The organism is Actinoplanes sp. NPDC026623 (assembly GCF_040638275.1).
Lineage (GTDB): Bacteria > Actinomycetota > Actinomycetes > Mycobacteriales > Micromonosporaceae > Actinoplanes.
In genome coordinates this window covers 89,314-106,081 of record NZ_JBEZXZ010000005.1, presented here as the reverse complement: position 1 = coordinate 106,081, position 16,768 = coordinate 89,314, and the positions used below count along the sequence as shown (strand labels likewise).

At 68.2% G+C, this 16,768-nt stretch carries 11 protein-coding genes and 1 pseudogene; 3 read left to right on the top strand and 9 right to left on the bottom strand.

The genetic code is table 11. The features are described 5' to 3' along the window. Positions 1-2,175: 2,175 nt before the first annotated feature. Positions 2,176-2,442 (top strand): annotated as a pseudogene (locus AB0F10_RS03000) (ATP-binding protein); the annotation flags it as partial. A 1,558-nt stretch (positions 2,443-4,000) separates the two neighbouring features. On the opposite strand, the gene AB0F10_RS02995 reads toward AB0F10_RS03000, so the two are convergent. From AB0F10_RS02995 to rpmH, 8 genes are all read right to left on the bottom strand, one after another. Continuing rightward, positions 4,001-5,077 carry a ParB/RepB/Spo0J family partition protein gene (locus AB0F10_RS02995; RefSeq protein WP_360620121.1) on the bottom strand — a complete coding sequence of 359 codons (1,077 nt, stop codon included), beginning with the start codon at positions 5,075-5,077 and terminating at the stop codon, positions 4,001-4,003. Continuing rightward, the gene (locus AB0F10_RS02990) at positions 5,074-6,159 is read right to left on the bottom strand and encodes a ParA family protein (protein WP_360620120.1); all 1,086 of its coding nucleotides are present in this window, start codon (positions 6,157-6,159) and stop codon (positions 5,074-5,076) included. The genes AB0F10_RS02995 and AB0F10_RS02990 overlap by 4 nt, the downstream gene beginning before the upstream one ends. 897 nt (positions 6,160-7,056) lie before the next feature. Beyond that, on the bottom strand, positions 7,057-7,923 hold the full coding sequence (rsmG, locus tag AB0F10_RS02985; protein ID WP_360620119.1) for a 16S rRNA (guanine(527)-N(7))-methyltransferase RsmG: 867 nt from the start codon (positions 7,921-7,923) through the stop codon (positions 7,057-7,059). Between the two features lie 3 nt (positions 7,924-7,926). After that, complete coding sequence (locus AB0F10_RS02980; RefSeq protein WP_360620118.1) at positions 7,927-8,502, bottom strand: R3H domain-containing nucleic acid-binding protein; 576 nt, start codon at positions 8,500-8,502, stop codon at positions 7,927-7,929. Positions 8,503-8,651: 149 nt separating this feature from the next. Beyond that, positions 8,652-9,686 (bottom strand): membrane protein insertase YidC, encoded by a 1,035-nt coding sequence (gene yidC / locus AB0F10_RS02975; RefSeq protein WP_360620117.1) that lies wholly within the window; start codon positions 9,684-9,686, stop codon positions 8,652-8,654. A 1-nt stretch (position 9,687) separates the two neighbouring features. Continuing rightward, positions 9,688-9,957 (bottom strand): membrane protein insertion efficiency factor YidD, encoded by a 270-nt coding sequence (gene yidD, locus AB0F10_RS02970; RefSeq protein ID WP_360620116.1) that lies wholly within the window; start codon positions 9,955-9,957, stop codon positions 9,688-9,690. Next, positions 9,954-10,310 carry a ribonuclease P protein component gene (gene rnpA, locus AB0F10_RS02965; protein WP_360620115.1) on the bottom strand — a complete coding sequence of 119 codons (357 nt, stop codon included), beginning with the start codon at positions 10,308-10,310 and terminating at the stop codon, positions 9,954-9,956. Before rnpA ends, yidD begins: the two co-directional genes overlap by 4 nt. Positions 10,311-10,344: 34 nt before the next feature. Further along, positions 10,345-10,482, bottom strand: a complete 138-nt coding sequence (rpmH, locus tag AB0F10_RS02960) for a 50S ribosomal protein L34 (RefSeq protein WP_184998313.1) — start codon at positions 10,480-10,482, stop codon at positions 10,345-10,347. A 611-nt stretch (positions 10,483-11,093) separates the two neighbouring features. On the opposite strand from rpmH, the gene dnaA reads away from it, so the two are divergent. Further along, positions 11,094-13,034 (top strand): chromosomal replication initiator protein DnaA, encoded by a 1,941-nt coding sequence (gene dnaA / locus AB0F10_RS02955; RefSeq protein ID WP_360620114.1) that lies wholly within the window; start codon positions 11,094-11,096, stop codon positions 13,032-13,034. 149 nt (positions 13,035-13,183) lie between these two features. Here the strand turns inward: dnaA and AB0F10_RS02950 are convergent, their stop codons facing one another. After that, entirely contained in the window at positions 13,184-13,711 is a 528-nt protein-coding gene (locus tag AB0F10_RS02950; protein ID WP_360620113.1) for a hypothetical protein, read from the bottom strand. 1,888 nt (positions 13,712-15,599) lie between these two features. Between AB0F10_RS02950 and dnaN the strand changes: the two genes are divergently transcribed. Then, the gene (gene dnaN / locus AB0F10_RS02945) at positions 15,600-16,733 is read left to right on the top strand and encodes a DNA polymerase III subunit beta (RefSeq protein ID WP_360620112.1); all 1,134 of its coding nucleotides are present in this window, start codon (positions 15,600-15,602) and stop codon (positions 16,731-16,733) included. Positions 16,734-16,768: the final 35 nt, after the last annotated feature.

The following is a 16,768-nucleotide window of genomic DNA, read 5'->3' as shown; positions in this document are numbered from 1 at the left end:
CTCCGGGCTCCGGGCTCCGGGCTCCGGGCTCCGGGCTCCGGGCTCCGGGCTCCGGGCTCCGGGCTCCGGGCTCCGGGCTCCGGGCTCCGGGCTCCGGGCTCCGAAGGATTATCGAACAGCACGCGGGCTTCGTTTCACGTGGAACCGCCCGCACGACGTCGAGGTTCCCTGGCAATTCCCCAAACACCTCCGACGCAGTGAGTCTCAATCCGCCGATCCGTAGCACGCCACGCGTCGGTCGGCTTGGGTGTCCGATCGGCTGCCTAAGACGAACGACACCGGCCCTGTGGACTCTCCCCGGATCTACTGGTCCTTGAGCCAGAGGGGTGACCCGTGACGGGACCGAGCCGATACGGCGACGAGGTGCGCCGGCTGAGATCGATTCCGCCGGCCTCCACCACCGAACGCCCCGGGGCTGGCTGCCTGCCCCACAGCACTGGAACACAAGCCAGCCAGAACTCCGTTCCCATGAATCCCGCTCGCGTCCGGGTTGACCGACGCCACCACCCAGATTCATCAGCTGAGCCATCGCGGCTACAGACTCAACTCGCCTTCGTCTCGCTCGCGGCCGATCACTGTTCCACGTGAAACGAAGCGGCCCAGTACCTCCGGGCCGAGACCAGGCGGCGCGATTCGGTGTCTGGTCGGACCCTCACCGAACGAGGCGGCCTACACCCACGAAGGTTGGATAACGAGAGAATGGCACTGTCTTCCACCGGCAAGTCGATCGCGAATTTGGGCCGGCCGACCGCTCTGCCCGCCCGGCCGCTGTCGGGCCGTGGTTCCCCTGAGAACGGGCTCGTCGGGCTACATCTGTCAGCGAACAGCTCCCGACTGACGCGATTGCATTGCCAGATGGGCTAGCCCGAATGACAACCAACAGGGAAAGAAACCAAGTGCCCGCCAAGGTGCGGACATGCGCATCACTCTCAGCGGCGTCCCTCGGCAACACAGCCGCCTCCCCACGACACTGCGCCGGACCGGCGTCCGACCAACGAGGTTCGGGAGGTGTGACCCCATGCGCGGGACCCGATCGCCAAGATGACCTTCGCCCAGAACTCAGAGGGCCCGGCACGAGGCCGCCGCGATGCGATGCACAGGGAAGTTCTTGAGCCTCCAGCGACTAACCCGTGCTGGCGGGTCTCGTGGCAGAAGCATCCTTCCAACACCACGAACCCGATGCCGCACCCGGACCGAGATGACTCGCACTTCTGGAGCCGGCCGACCATACCGTTTGCCAGTGCGGCAGGACCACCAACGGCCGCAGCCCTCCGCGGCCATTCACCGCATGGGCCCGAGAGCCGGATGAGACTGCTGGTGCGGTGTCGCGACATCCCAAAGACCTCCCGCGCATGAAACGCCGATCGCGCAGTTGACGGAGTTTCGTGCGTCCGGGCACCACGACCTCGGACCGTTCAAGACTTGGCCAGGCGAACCTTCGGACTATCGACACTCAAGCATCACCGACCGGCCTCGCGCTCCGGCGTGCGCTCAAAGAGGGAACGTCACTCGCTCTCCACTCCAGGGCTTTGGGGTAATCCCCATCCTGTAGCCGGCGCCTCTCGAGGTCTGAACCCCGGCTCAATAGCTGCCGCTGTAGCCCTCACCTAGACCAGAACCACTGTCCACAGATCCCGGTTTCACGTGAAACAAGAGTCGGGTCGAGGCGATAGTCCCCTCAAGCACTTGTCACTGCCTTGATGGGCCTCGACGCGACGCCGCTTCGGTCGACGCTCAACGCATCCGGCCAGACTAGGCACCGAACCGCAAGATCCCAGCACCCATCGTCAGCCTTGACGACCCTGGCCCATTCGACCACCCGCCAAGCCCAGCGCCGACCCTGGCCGGGCCGCTGGGTCTCCTGATCGGCCGCTGGGCGACGAGACCACCGCGCACCCAGACCCATCGCACGACCAGACCCACCGCGCAACCAGACCACCGCGCAACCAGACCACCGCGCGACCAGACCACCGCGCAATCAGACCGCTGGCTGATTCGATCGCCACACAAAGATCATGGGGATCATCGGCAATCCATTCCGCCCGCCAGAATCGGAAGCATAGCCACCGACTGACACCGGACGGGCTGAGAAGAGCCGACGACCGGAGGTCTACCCCCTGCCGTCATCGGCCTCACACCGCACTCCCCAAGCCGTTCCGGACCACCGACCGCCCCCTGCTGGTTGCCGACGAGGTCGACGGCATCCCTGCCACCGACCGCGACCGGATCTTCGAACGCTTCACCCGGGGCGAACGCGCCACCGGCGGCAGCACCGGCGGCAGCACCGGCCTCGGCCTGGCCATCGCCCGCTGGGTGGTCCAACTGCACCACGGCACCATCACCGTCGCCGACCCCGCCACCGCGGACCCCACCCGCAAACCCCAGGGCTGCCACATCCACGTGACGCTGCCGCTACGAGCGCCGCGACACTCGCCCTGCTGACGACGGAGAAACCCCATGTCCACAAACACGACACCCCCGGTGCCGCAGCAACCGCGACCTACCGGGCAGGCCCGGCTCGGCGTGACAGGACCCCTCACTTCTCAGCCGACCTCGACTGCCGATCAGCGGGTGGCCGACGCGGCCACGCCCGACCCGCATAATCCACGGCCACCACACCCAGTCCCGCCGCCAGACCAGGGCCGCACCCGACCCCACACCTAGGCCCACAAAGCCGGTGCCGGCCAGACCGGGGGCCGGCCACACCGGGGGCCGGCCACACCTCGGGTCTCCACAACCCCAGCTCGGCCACACCTCTGGCCTCCGCACCCGGGCTCGGCCACACCCCAGGTCTCCACACTCGTCGCACGGGACATCCGGACCTCCACACCCCGCGCACGGGAACCCCGGGCCCCCACACCCGGGCTCGGGCACGCCGCGAGCCGCCACCCTCCGGGCCGCATACGCTGCCTCACCACCCAACTCCCCGCATCAGTCAGGCCTTCCGGAGTTGACCGTCGTCAGGATTCTGGCGAGGCGCCGGTCGAAGGCGGAATGGATTGGTCGTCGCGTTGGCGATGCGCGAGCCAAGAACCCCGTCGTCACTACGCCGGGGGAACATCCCCTCATGGCCTACCCGCACAAGCGCGAGCCTTGACCGCCGAGAGCCCGGATCGTGGAGGCGCCGCACCACCTACTCACCTCCCTCGGTCGAGATCCCAAGCGAGCCGGCCCCGCAACCAAAACGTTCTTCCCCGGCCCGCGCTCGGCCGTGACAGTGCTCCAGCGACATACCAAACGCGCCCCACGCCACCCCCACCGACGCAATCACCAAAACCGGCATCAACGACCCGTCAGATGCGTGCAGTGGACCCGGTAAGCACCCCAAGAGCTCAGCATGTGCAAGGCCCCCGGGAATTCCAGCGCCACCGTTCCCGCAGCACCGCACGGGACGATCGGCGGAACGCGCTCCACACGAAGACCGCCGCCCGGCCTCCCCCTAACCCCCGCGCCCATCGCCAACGCGCGAGCCGCCGTCAAAGAGCCCGATCCGCTCGGTCAGCCAACGCAGCCGACAAAGGTCGACCGCCCTCGCGGCATCCCACATTCCGACAACGAACACGACAGCCGCACCGAAGATCGCAGCCTCCGAAGCACCTCGCCTCAGCCATGCCATCAGCCCAAAATGAAGCAGCTACATAGCTACGTCACCGCATACGTTCATCGAGCCATAACTACTTCACATTGCGACCACAGCTCGCGTTTTGACGGCAACTGAAGGCCCCTCGCCACCCGATCATCCGAATACGGATATTTAGGGCGTCAGGTTCAAGCCCCCCAACGATCGGGAAGATCCAGAAACCTCAGGAGAATGGCTCTGACAGAACTCATGATCATCCAAAGGTGCCCTGAGCTCATGTTTCACGCCCACGACCCACCCCCGAACACCCCGAAAATGAGGATCAAATTCGGACATGAAGAAGGCACGTGATCCGCCGAATCACGTGCCTTGCATTCCGGAGCTTCGTAACCGGTCGCCCCCGGGTTTTCCGCCGACCGATCACTCCTCGGTCGAGTCGGAGCCTTCCTCTTCCACGCCGATCATGCCCACGATCCGCTCCAGGTCGTCGACCGTCGCGAACTCGATCGTGATCCTGCCCTTGTTCCGGCCGATGTCGACCTTGACCCGGGTGTCGAAGCGATCCGACAACCGGTCGGCCAGATCGTTCAGCGCCGGCGCATGCACCTTGGGTCGCCGTGTCGGTGCGGCCTTCTTCACCGGACCGTCGGCGAGCGCCAGCGACACCAGTTCCTCGGTCGTTCGGACCGAGAGCCCTTCGGCCACGATCCGCCCCGCCAAGTCCTCCTGGGCCTGGCCGTCCTCGAGTCCCAGCAACGCACGCGCATGCCCAGCCGACAGGATTCCCGCCGCAACCCGGCGCTGTACCTGTGCCGGCAGGTTCAACAGCCTTATGGTGTTCGAGATCTGCGGCCGGCTACGCCCTATCCGACGCGCCAACTCCTCGTGCGTCGCGCCGAACTCCTCGAGCAGCTGCTGGTAGGCCGCCGCCTCTTCGAGCGGGTTCAGGTTCGCGCGGTGGATGTTCTCCAGCAGCGCGTCGCGGAGCATCGCGTCGTCGCGGGTGTCCCGGATGATCGCGGGGATCGTCTCCTTGCCGACCGCCTGTGCCGCCCGCCAGCGGCGCTCACCCATGACCAGCTCGTACCGGCCGCCGCCGACATCGCGTACGACGATCGGCTGCAGGAAGCCGACCTCCTGGATGGAGGTCTTCAGCTCCTCCAGCGCGTCCTCGTCGAACTCGGTTCGCGGCTGCTTCGCGTTCGGCTCGATCGAGGCGACGGGAAGCTCGGCGAACCGCGCTCCCGGCACGGGGGCCAGGCCGCTGTCACCGCCGTCACCGTTGTCCACGGGGGCGGCGGGGGGCGGCGGCGTTTCGGCGGGCGCAATGAACTGGGTGGACGCGGGTGCCGGCTCGGAGGGAGTCGACGGAGGCAGAGCCGGGGGCGCTGACGGCGGGGGTTCCTCCGACGTCGCAACTCCCGCACCGGCCGGGGGCGCGGTGGGGATCAGTGCACCCAGGCCGCGGCCGAGGCCGCCCCGTGGACGGTTCTTCATGCCGCGCCTCCCGTGTTGACCCCGCGCATCGCGATCTCCAGAGCCGCCTCGAAGTAGCTCGTGGCGCCTCGCGAACCCGGATCGTAGGTCATCACGGACTGGCCGTAGCTCGGAGCCTCCGACACACGAACGTTCCGCGGAATCACAGCCTCGAGGACCTTCGAGCCGAAGTGGTTCCGGACGTCCTGCTCGACGGCGTCCGCCAAGCGCGTGCGGCGGTCGTACATGGTGAGCAGGATCGTGGAGACGTCCAACGTCGGGTTGAGATGTTGCCGTACCAGGTTGATGTTGTTGATCAGTTGGTTCAGACCCTCGAGCGCGTAGTACTCGCACTGGATGGGGATGAGGACCTCCTGGGCCGCACAGAGTGCGTTGACCGTCAGCAGGCCGAGCGAGGGCGGGCAGTCGATGAAGACGTAGTCGAACTTCTCGGGGTGCGCCGAGATCGCGCGCTGCAGCCGCGACTCACGGGCGACCACCGAGACGAGCTCGATCTCGGCGCCGGCCAGGTCGATCGTGGCCGGTACGCAGAACAGGTTCGGAATGCCCTCGACCGGCTGCGCCACGTCGGCAAGCGGCACGTTGTCGATGAGGCAGTCATAGACATCGGGCACACCCGCGTGGTGCGGCACGTTCAGGCCGGTAGACGCGTTGCCCTGCGGGTCGAGGTCGACCACGAGCACACGATTACCGTGCAGCGCCAACGCCACCGCGAGGTTCACCGTCGTGGTGGTCTTGCCGACGCCGCCCTTCTGGTTCGCGACGCAGAACACCCGCGGATGATCAGGACGCGGCATGACAATCTCGCCGCTCGGGTTAAGGATCTGCACAGCACGCAACGCTTCCATGGCGAGGGGCGGATCGCCCTCATCCCCATTCGGCGTTTCACGTGAAACAGGCTCGCTTGCCGACCCGCCGTCACCGGAGGAGGGTGCCACCACGGCGACCGGCTGACCCGCCGGAGACTCCGAGAGCCGGGCCGCGGGCGATGAGGTGACGACGGAACCGGGATCCGACGGCCCGGAGCGGGGTGCCGGGGCGGATCGACGGGGCTCCGACATGGCGGCGTTGGACTCGCTCATCGCGGTGCCGTAGACCTGGCCACCGCTCGCTGTCCGTGGTTGAGGCACACTCTGCTCCCCACTGTCGAAGCTCACACTCAAGCTCGCGCTTCGCTCGGAGTCGGCGTGTGGATCGGTTTCACGTGAAACACGGTCCCAGCCTGGGGCGCCGTCGGGGCCCCTGCCATAGTCATGCACCGTCTTTTCCCTGCCTGCTTGGATTGGGTCGGCACCGCGAACGTGCGGTCCGGCAGGAAGCGGTGGGGCACCTGGCTCTCCCACCGTCCGGTCCACACTATCGACGCGCGGCCAGCCTACGGCCGCCGGGCGAACGTCGCCACGATTGTCCGCCTGATGAGTCGATGTCAACAGCCCCTCGGACGTCTCGAAGACCATGAATCCGGACACGTACCGCAAGCTGCCGGCGTACCCCCGAGGTTTGCCGTTGGGCCAGCCCTCGCCGGGCCCGGCGGCGACGCCGGAGATCGGGGCCGAATCGGCCGGATCCTGAGTCATTCCCGGTCCCGGAGGGGCGCCGGGAGGGCGACCCGCCACGGGGGCGGGGTGGGAAGAAGACTCGCCGTTGTCGTCAACCGCGGCGGTGGCGGACCTCCGGGTCTTCCGATCCGGCGTCAATCGCGAACGGCCGTTGTCCCGCGCGCCGGACGGATGACCGGACGCCCCTCGAGTCAGGTCTACCCGGCCCGCGGGCGCGGAGTCAGCCGCGGACCGGGCCCGGTCCGCGGCGGGCGGGGGTGACGGGCGCGGCAGACGAGGCGGGGAGGCGGTGGCATCCGATTCCGGTGGTGACTGCTCCTGGACGGGACTGCTCCAGTCCGCCGGGAGGTCGCCCCTCCCTGAGCCTCGAGTGGGTCGTGGGAGTTTCCCCGTTCGCTTCCGCACGCCCCGCCTGGCCATCTATCCCCTCCGCGATCTCCTCTTCCCGGAACCGCGGCCGCCGGCAGTACCGGAGGAGCGGCCCGGGTCGGCCGCCCTCTTGGACGTCCTCGGCCTTGGTGCCACGACGGCGCGTTCCCGAACGATCTCGACCACGGTGGTCGGCGGATCGATCAGTCCCTCCCCGCAGAGCCGGACAACCGGTTCGGCACCACCCAGCCGGGCGATGGCCTCGCGGTGCTCCGCCACCTCCTCCACGGCGGAGGCGCCCTTGAGCGCCAGCAGCCGGCCGCCGACGGCGGCGAGGGGCAGGCACCAACCGGCGAGCCGGTCCAGCGGCGCGACCGCGCGCGCGGTGACGACATCGGCGGCGGCGGGGGGCCCACCGACGAGATCCTCCGCGCGGCCCCGGACGACCGTTACGGTCGCGTCGAGCCCGAGAGCGGTCACCGCCTCGGACAGGAAAGCGGTTCGTCGTGCCAGCGGCTCGACCAGGGTGATCGTGAGATCAGGTCGGGCCACTGCAAGCACGATACCGGGCAAACCGGCACCAGACCCCACGTCGATCACCGAAGCGCCGATAGGGATCATCTCGGACATAACCGAACAGTTGATCAGGTGGCGTTCCCACACCCGGGGCGCCTCGCGCGGACCGATCAGGCCGCGCACCACGCCGTCGGTGACCAGCAACTCCGCATATCGCACGGCAAGAGGAAACCGATCACCGAAGACCCGCACGGCCGCCGCCAGATACTCGGTCGGCGGACCGGACTCGCCGGCGGAAACGGGCAAGGAATTGGAAGCTGAGGAAGGCTGCGGAGACGACGACGGCCCGGGCACGACTTCACCCGGGCCGTTGTCACCCGCGCCGGAGCGTGGGTTGGTCATAGCTCAGTCAGCCGGCCGAACCACGATGCGCCGACTCGGCTCAACGCCCTCGGACTCGCTCTGCACGCCCGGGATCGCGTTGACCACGTCGTGCACGCACTTGCGCTCGAACGCCGACATCGGCTCCAGGCGAATGGCGTCCCCGTGCTCCTTGACCTTCTCGACCGCGTTGCGCGCGACCGCGGTCAGCTCCTTGCGGCGGGTCGCCCGGTAGCCGCCGATGTCCAGCAGCAGCCGGCTCGGCGAACCCGTCGCCCGGAAGATCGCAAGACGGGTCAGCTCCTGCAGCGCCTCCAGCGTCGCGCCGCGCTGGCCGACGAGCGGCTGCAGCCGGCCGCCGACGACCTCGACCATCGGGCGGCCCGCCGACACGAGCTCGTCGATGTCGCCGTCGTAGTCGAGGATGTCGAGCAGGCCCTCCACGTAGTCGGCGGCGACCTCGCTCTGCCGGAACAGGTCGGAATCGGTCGTCGCGGACTCCGACTTCTTGGTCTCCTCGGTACCGGCGGACTCCGCGGCGGTGGCGGAAGCGGTCTCCTCGGAGGACTGCTCTGCGCTGGGAGTGCTGGTGTCGGTCACGGTCTCATCTCCGTACTCACTCGGGCCGGACCTGCTCGGTCCGCTGTTTCCCGCGTCGGCGCCCCAGGGGCAGACCGGCGCGGGGAGGTCGTTGTCGCCAGGCCGTCAGGGGTGCGCGCGGCCCGGGCCAGGCTCGGGCCGCGACAGCGTCAACCCTGCGGCTTGTTGGCGGGTCTGGCACCCTTCTTCGGGTTCACCGGCTTGGCGCCGGGCTTGGGCGCCAGCGCCTTGGTGTCCACGACGGGGCTGTTCGGCTCCGGCTCGGCGGCACGCTTGCGGCCGAACAGGCCGCCGGTGCGGCCGCTCTGGACCGGGTTCTGCGGGCCCTTGCCGGCGGACCTGGCCGACGTCGAGCCGGACTGGCCGGACGTCGAGGCGGCCTTCTTGGCCATCTGCGGCGGGGGGAACTTGCGCAGCACCCACTGCTGCTGGGCCAGGCTGAAGAGGTTGTTCGTCACCCAGTAGATGACCACGCCGATGGGGAAGAGCGAGCCGGAGATGAGGAGCGAGACCGGGATGCCGTACAGCATCAGGCGCTGGATCATCTTCTGCTGCGGGTCCTCGGCCCAGCCGGTCTTGAGGATCATCTGGCGGCTGGTGAGGTAGGTCGTCGCCATCATGATCAGCACCAGGATGCCGGCGACGATCTTGACCGCGGTGCCGTTCGCACCGAGCAGTGCGAGCTCCTCGGTGGTCGACCGGAACTTCGACGCCAGCGGCGCGGTGAACAGCGAGGCGTGGGTGGCGCTGTCGAACTGCTCGACGGTCCAGCCGTACAGGGTCTTCTGGGTGTTGGTCGGCGAGAGCCGGCGCAGGACGTGGAACAGGCCGAGGAAGACCGGGATCTGCAGGAACATCGGGAGGCAGCCCATGAGCGGGTTGGCCTTCTCGACCTTGTACAGCTCCATCATTTCTTTCTGGAGCGTCTCCCGGTCGCCCTTGTGCTTCTCCTGCAGCAGCTTCACCTTGGGCTGCAGCGCCTGCATCGCCCGCTGGGACTTGATCTGCTTGACGAAGACCGGGAACAGGATGATCCGGAGCGTCACCACCAGGAAGACGATCGCCAGGACCCAGGCCCAGTTGGTGCCCAGCACGGGCGTCTCCGGGATGCCGATGGCTTCCCAGAGGCCGTGCCAACGAAGGAGGATCCACGAAATGGCGTAGTAGATCCAGTCGAGACTCAATTCATGCTCCAGTCACATCAGCAGGACGGTCACGGATCGCGTCGGGCACCGGATCGAACCCACCAGGGTGGAAGGGGTGGCAGCGCAACAGCCGCCAGATCGCCAGGGCGGTCCCTCGGAGAGCGCCGTGCACCGCGAGCGCCTCCAGGGCGTACGCGCTGCACGAGGGGTAGAACCGACAGCGGGCCGGCAGTGCCGGGCTCAGGTAACGACGGTACGCGACGATGCCCCACGTCAGCACCCGGGCGACCGGACCGCGTGGCGTGGTCATCGTCGCCGCCGGGGTGATCGGGCGGCGACGAGCGCGGCGTCCAGATCAGTGCCGAGCGTCTCGAAGGACGCGGAGGCCGAGGCGGGCAGCGCGCGGACCACCAGGAGGCCACCGTCGGGCAGGTCGGCCAGGCGGGTGCGGACCAGGTGGCGCAGCCGCCGCCGGACCTTGTTGCGCACGACGGCGTTGCCCACGGCCTTGGACACGACGAAGCCGGCGCGCGCCGTTGAGGCTTGCGCCGGCTCATCGATAAGTAGATGGACGACCACCGTGCCGCGACCTGCCCGGCGACCACCGCGAACCGCTGCGGCGAAGTCGGTGCTACGCCGCAGTCGTTGCGCCGCGGCCAGCACGACTACCTGGGCATCCGGCCCGACTAGCTTCGGCTCAGGCCGACAGCTTGTCGCGGCCCTTGGCGCGACGGGTAGCGAGGATGGCGCGACCGGCACGGGTGCGCATGCGCAGCCGGAAACCGTGGGTCTTCGCGCGCCGGCGGTTGTTCGGCTGGTAGGTGCGCTTGCTCACGTCAGAACTCCGTCTTCGTCGGACGACCCGCGGGCGTCCAGGGGGCATCAAAGCTGCAAGACGCCCACTTTAGCAGAGTGCGGCGGAGCAACCGCCCGACCCTACGCAGCGCCACTAGGGTGGTCGACCATCCCCGGGTTGGCACGCCGACAGATCCCGCCCCGGCTGCGCTGCGTCACGGGAGGCGGTGATTCTGCGTACGGAGTGAATCTTTTCGTGCCAGGTCTGACCCGGGGTGGGTACCGGCGGTTGATGCAAGAGCCGCCGCGCTGTTAGCGTGCCCGTTTGCTGGTCTTCAGCGCTGTTCGCATACCGCGTCGAGCTGGCCAAAACCGGACGAGGCGGTAAATCGTTCGGCACGGTGAGCCTGATTTTCCCGCGCCAGCACAGGCTCCGGGAAGTCTGCCGACCATCCGGCCGGGGAGCGACCGCCAACAAATGCACAGGTTGTGGATAACCTGTGGATAGCCGGCGCCGCCGCACACGTTCAGCAGGTTGAATGTGCTGGGTTGGGGAAGCCGGTCCGTCGCCCCTACGGGCGACGACAGGCAAGAACGGCGGAAGCCGGACAAGGCCACCGGGGAACCGATGGCGATGGGGGTGGCGCGGCGGTGGCCGATACGGTCGACCTTGGCGGGGTATGGACCGCTGCGACGGACGAGCTGGCGGACGAGATCGCGTCCGCCCAGCAGCGTGCGTACCTGCGGCTTACCCGTCTGCGCGCGATAGTCGAGGACACCGCGCTGTTGTCCGTGCCCGACACCTACACCCGCGACGTGATCGAGTCCCGGCTGCGGCTGGCCATCACCGAGGCGCTGTCGCGCCGGTTGGGCCGGCCGATCCAGGTCGCCGTGACCGTGCGCCCGCCGGAGGACGGCACGGGCCGCCCCGGCACGGTCTACGGCACGCCGCCGCCCGAGCCGGCGACGCAGCCACCCGCGCACTACGCCGACCAGCAGCAGCACTATGCGGAGCAGCAGCCGCCGGCCTACCCGGACCGCTATCCACAGGCGCCGTCGTTCGGGCATCCCGAGAGCTACCCGCAGACGTTCGACGAGCAGTACGAGCAGAACTACGAGTCGGCGGACGGCCCGACCGGTTCGGCGCAGGCGCCGTTCCCGCGGCCGGTCCAGCCGGGCCGCGACCCGCGCGACGGCCAGGACGCGCTGTTCGCCGCGCCCCTGCCGGCGGGCCAGCCCGAGCCGGCGAAGTCCGCGGGCCAGGAGCCACCGGACCAGAAGGCCCAGCAGCCTGCCCGCGACCCGGACCCGCAGCGCCGCGAGGCCCCGCGACAGATGTCACACTTCGCCGACCCGTCCAACGACCAGGGCGGCCGCCGGATGGCAACCGACCAGGCCCATCTCCGCGACAACCAGCGCCGCCCCGACGACCGGCCGGCGATGCTCGGCCAGGACCGCCGCGACGACACCGTGCAGATGCGGCACGGCGGCGACAACGGCCCGGGCCGGGCCCCGATGGACATGCGCGGCCAGTCGGGCGACCGCCGGCCGGGCGGCAACGACGGCAACCGCCTGAACCCGAAGTACATGTTCGAGACGTTCGTCATCGGCTCCTCGAACCGCTTCGCGCACGCCGCGTCGGTCGCCGTCGCCGAATCACCGGCGAAGGCCTACAACCCGCTGTTCATCTACGGCAGCTCGGGACTGGGCAAGACACACCTGCTGCACGCAATCGGTCACTACGCGACGACCCTGGGTCACGCCCGCTCGGTCCGCTACGTCTCCACCGAGGAATTCACCAACGACTTCATCAACTCCCTGCGCGACGACAAGACGCAGGCCTTCCAGCGCCGCTACCGCGACGTCGACATCCTGCTGATCGACGACATCCAGTTCCTGGAGAACCGCGAGCGCACGCAGGAGGAGTTCTTCCACACATTCAACACCCTGCACAACGCCAACAAGCAGATCGTGATCAGCTCCGACCGCTCACCGCGCCAGCTGGCCACGCTCGAGGACCGGATGCGCACCAGGTTCGAGTGGGGCCTGCTCGCCGACATCCAGCCCCCGGACCTCGAGACCCGCATCGCCATCCTGCAGAAGAAGGCCGCCCAGGAGCGCATGTACGCCCCGGACGACGTCCTGGAGTTCATCGCCTCCCGAGTCTCGAACTCGATCCGCGAACTCGAGGGCGCCCTCATCCGCGTCACCGCCTTCGCCAGCCTCACCCGCTCGTCGGTGCAGCTCTCGCTGGCGGAAGAGGTGCTCCGGGACTTCATGCCCGACGGCGCCGGCCCCGAGATCACCGCCGACCAGATCATGGTCTCGACCGCCGACTACTTCGGCGTCAGCCTGGAAGACCTCCGCGGCCACTCCCGCTCGCGCGTCCTGGTCAACGCCCGGCAGGTGGCGATGTACCTCTGCCGCGAACTGACGGAACTGTCGCTCCCCCGCATCGGCCAGGCCTTCGGCGGCCGCGACCACACCACGGTCATGCACGCGGACCGCAAGATCCGCCAGCACATGGCCGAACGCCGCTCGCTCTACAACCAGATCGCGGAACTGACCAACCGCATCAAACAAAACACCTAACTATCCTGTACGCGCACAGAACAACCCAAAAGCAAGAACGGCGCCGGACGCCCCAGCCGAATAGGTCGCGTCCGGGCCGACCTGTGGGATACGCCGCCGGGCTGACCTGCCACTCAAGCCCGAACCCGGCGTCTGCCCATGGTCGGTTGTCAGCACCACGCGCCGCCGTCATGGGAGCCGGACACATCAATGCCGTAGAGGTCATCGGGATCCTGGATCCCGCCGGGGATGTTGAGGTCGCTGGGGAAGTTCACGCTCAGATAGGCAGTGGTGCCGTCGATCTCTCTGTGGAAGCAAGCAGCGGATGCAGACACGACCAGGCCCGCCGTCGGGACCGGGGTCGGGTTCTCGCCGTCCGTGTGCCATCCGTCGGCCGCAGTAGCGGTGCGGTAGAACGACATGATGCTTTCGCGGTCTAGCCCCGTTTGGTATCGCTGGCCGGCATAGGCGAAGCCGTCGTCCGTATCGCAACCGGAGTATCGATCCGTCGGTGTTGCACCGTGGGGATGCGCCGACATGATCGGGAGATCGGCCAGGATCACCGCCAGCTGCTCGTCACGAGCGGAGCAGCCGATGAGCGGCGTAAGCAGGCCGGCGCGCTCGCCCCACCCACAGCAAACCAGCAGCGTCCCTGCGACGGTGAGCCCAACGGCGCGGCGAAATCGAACGCGAGTCACGGTCGAGCTCCAGCACGAATCGATCCACCCCGCCGATGGTCACGACGAATCGCCTCGAACAACTCCACGAGCGAACGGGCCATCACGGGCTTTCCGACTGACAGCCCCGTCGATCCTTGCACCGGCCCCACAGGAGGGGCCAGGTCAGAGCGTCACGCCGTCACTCCATCGAGTACAGGTGGGCCGGCTGGCCCAAGGCATCCGGGTGAGGCCGCTCATGACCGTCAGTACCAGCAGTGGCGACTGCGGGCCGCGGTCGCAAGCCAGCATCGGGGCAGCGGAGCAGCCGGGCAGCCGGGCAGCCGGGCAGCGGAGCAGCGGAGCAGCGGAGCAGCGGGCAGCGCACGGCATCGTCCAACGGCGGTTGGCAGGTGTGGTAATCGCGGTGGCCAGCAGCTGACGGCAGCAGTGGTGGCAGCACCTCGCGGCCACTGCAACGACCCGCATCAGCGGGTGACGGCGAGCAGCCCGCCACGACGAACCGGACTAACAACGACGGCAGTCGTGACGACGGCAGCGGATGGCGGGCCGCGCTGGGCAGGATGGCAGCCCCGACAACACTCGCAGCGCCGTCTATAAGGACTGGTGGTGTTGGCCGTGGCAACACTGGCAACGCCGCAAGCTCGCTGCCGCCTCAAGCCGCCGCGCGTCCGCACGGGTGCTGCCAGCTACGCGAGCATTGCCGACGCCCGCGAGGGTGGCGGCCGTCGATGCTGTGCCAACGGGCGTTCGAGGCACGTCGACCGGAACGCGACGCAGCCGAACGCGGTCGCCGAGCCTGCTGCCCCCAGAACGTGTTCAGAAGCGGCGTGCTCCGCACCCGAGTTCACCAACATCCATTTCAGACCCTGTGAGAGCCGCCACCACGGAGATGACCGCGTTCGTCTCAGCCGCTACCACCGACGGATCACGGCGGCGCCAGAACAATCCCCGTCGCAGGGGGCAGCTCTGCCGAGGTCTCGATCGGCACAGTGGCAAGTCGCTGCTCCCCCCCCCGATCGTCGCAAACATGACTTCCGGTGGCGATGTCATTACCCACGGTGAAGCAGCTAGGTAAACGGTGCCGAGCCCACCCGCGGGCAACCTAAAGGCCTTGATGCCGACGCCGTTGTGAGCAGGCCCAGGCCGCTGCCCGCGGCGGCGTTCTTGCTTGGGCGAGGAAGCCCTCGGCGGACCGATCGGGGGCTAGCTGCCGTCCCTACAGGAGGGTCGGTCGCCGGTTTATCCCCACCACGTTCGTGTCAACGTGGCGACGACACCGAAGCGTGCCAACGTTATCCACAGAAGTTCACAGGCGTTCACAGGTAGTTATCCCCAGCGGTGGACAACCCCGGTCGCCGTTCCCCACAAATGTGGATGAGCCCTGGGGAAATCGATGTGGACAGACACTCACCGTTACCGGACTACCCACAGGCTGTGGACGCGTGTGGATTTCCTGTTGAAGGTTCTGGGGACGACGAGCCGGTAGCGTTCCGGCGTTATCCCCAGGGCTGGGCACAAACCCGGTGGATAACCGGTGGATAGCCGGTGGACAACGGTGGACAACCGCCGTCGCGTCGACGACTGTGGACGCAGCCCCGAGTTTGTACCCTGGTTTTCCACCTGTGAATCACCGGTGGATAACCTGCTGGCCTGCGCAAACAAGAGTTCTCCACACTTTGCACAGGACCGATGATTACGACTAGATATTTCTCTGAGACAACAAAAATCAATCATCAGCGTTGGGGAAGGTGTGGATGAGCGGCTTGCGGCCTCGAACCACCCCTGGCTCACTTCGCAGCACCGGGGTCGGCCGCACACAGCACCGGCCCGCGCCATAGAGTTCAGTGGGCGCCACCAGCACATCCCAGGTTGGTTCGTCGAGGAAGATTGACGCGGAGGGCATGGCATGAAGTTCCGGGTGGAGCGAGACGCACTCGCCGACGCCGTGGCGTGGACGGCAAAGAGTTTGCCGAGCCGCCCGTCGGTGCCGGTGCTCGCCGGCGTCATGCTGCGGGTTACCGACGGCAGGTTGCACGTGTCGGGCTTCGACTACGAGGTCTCGAGTCAGGTGAGTGTCGAGGTGCAGGCCGACGCCGACGGCGCCGCCCTGGTCTCCGGTCGCCTGCTCGCCGAGATCACCAAGGCACTGCCGAACAAGCCGGTGGACATCGCGGCCGTCGGTGCGCATCTGGAACTGGTCTGCGGCAGCGCGCGCTTCACCCTGCCGACGATGCCGGTCGAGGACTACCCGACCCTGCCGGACATGCCGTCCAGCGCCGGGACGGTCAACGCGCAGACGTTCGCCGCCGCGGTTCAGCAGGTGGCCATCGCCGCGGGCCGTGACGAGACGCTGCCGATGATGACCGGCGTCCGGATCGAGCTGAACGGCACCTCGATGGCGATGCTCGCCACCGACCGCTACCGCCTCGCGATGCGCGAGCTCGAGTGGAGCCCCGACGACCCGGACATCAGCCTCAACGCGCTGGTCCCGGCGAAGACGCTGAACGACACCGCCAAGACGATGGGCCCGCTGGGCGGCGAGGTCACCCTCGCGCTGGCACAGGGCAACGCCGGCGAGGGCATGATCGGGTTCGCCGGCGGGACCCGCCGGACGACGAGCCGCCTGCTCGACGGCGCCAACTACCCGCCGGTGCGCTCGCTGTTCCCGGCGAGCCACAACGCCGAGGCCCGGGTGAGCGTCTCCGCGCTCGTCGAGGTCGTCCGCCGGGTCGCGCTGGTCGCCGAGCGCACCACCCCCGTGCTGCTCAGCTTCGGCGAGGACGGCCTGGTGGTCGAGGCCGGCGGCACCGAGGAGGCGCGGGCCAGCGAGGCCATGGAGGCGACCTTCACCGGTGAGGCGCTCACGATCGGCTTCAACCCGCAGTACCTGATCGACGGATTGCAGAATCTCGGCGCGCAGACGGCTGTGCTCTCGTTCGTCGACGCCTTCAAGCCGGCTGTGATCTCCCCCGCAGCGGAAGACGGCGAAATCGTGCCGGGATACCGCTATCTGATCATGCCTATCCGCGTAACACGCTGATACTGGGCTGGTAGAGCCAACACCTAGGGGGACAC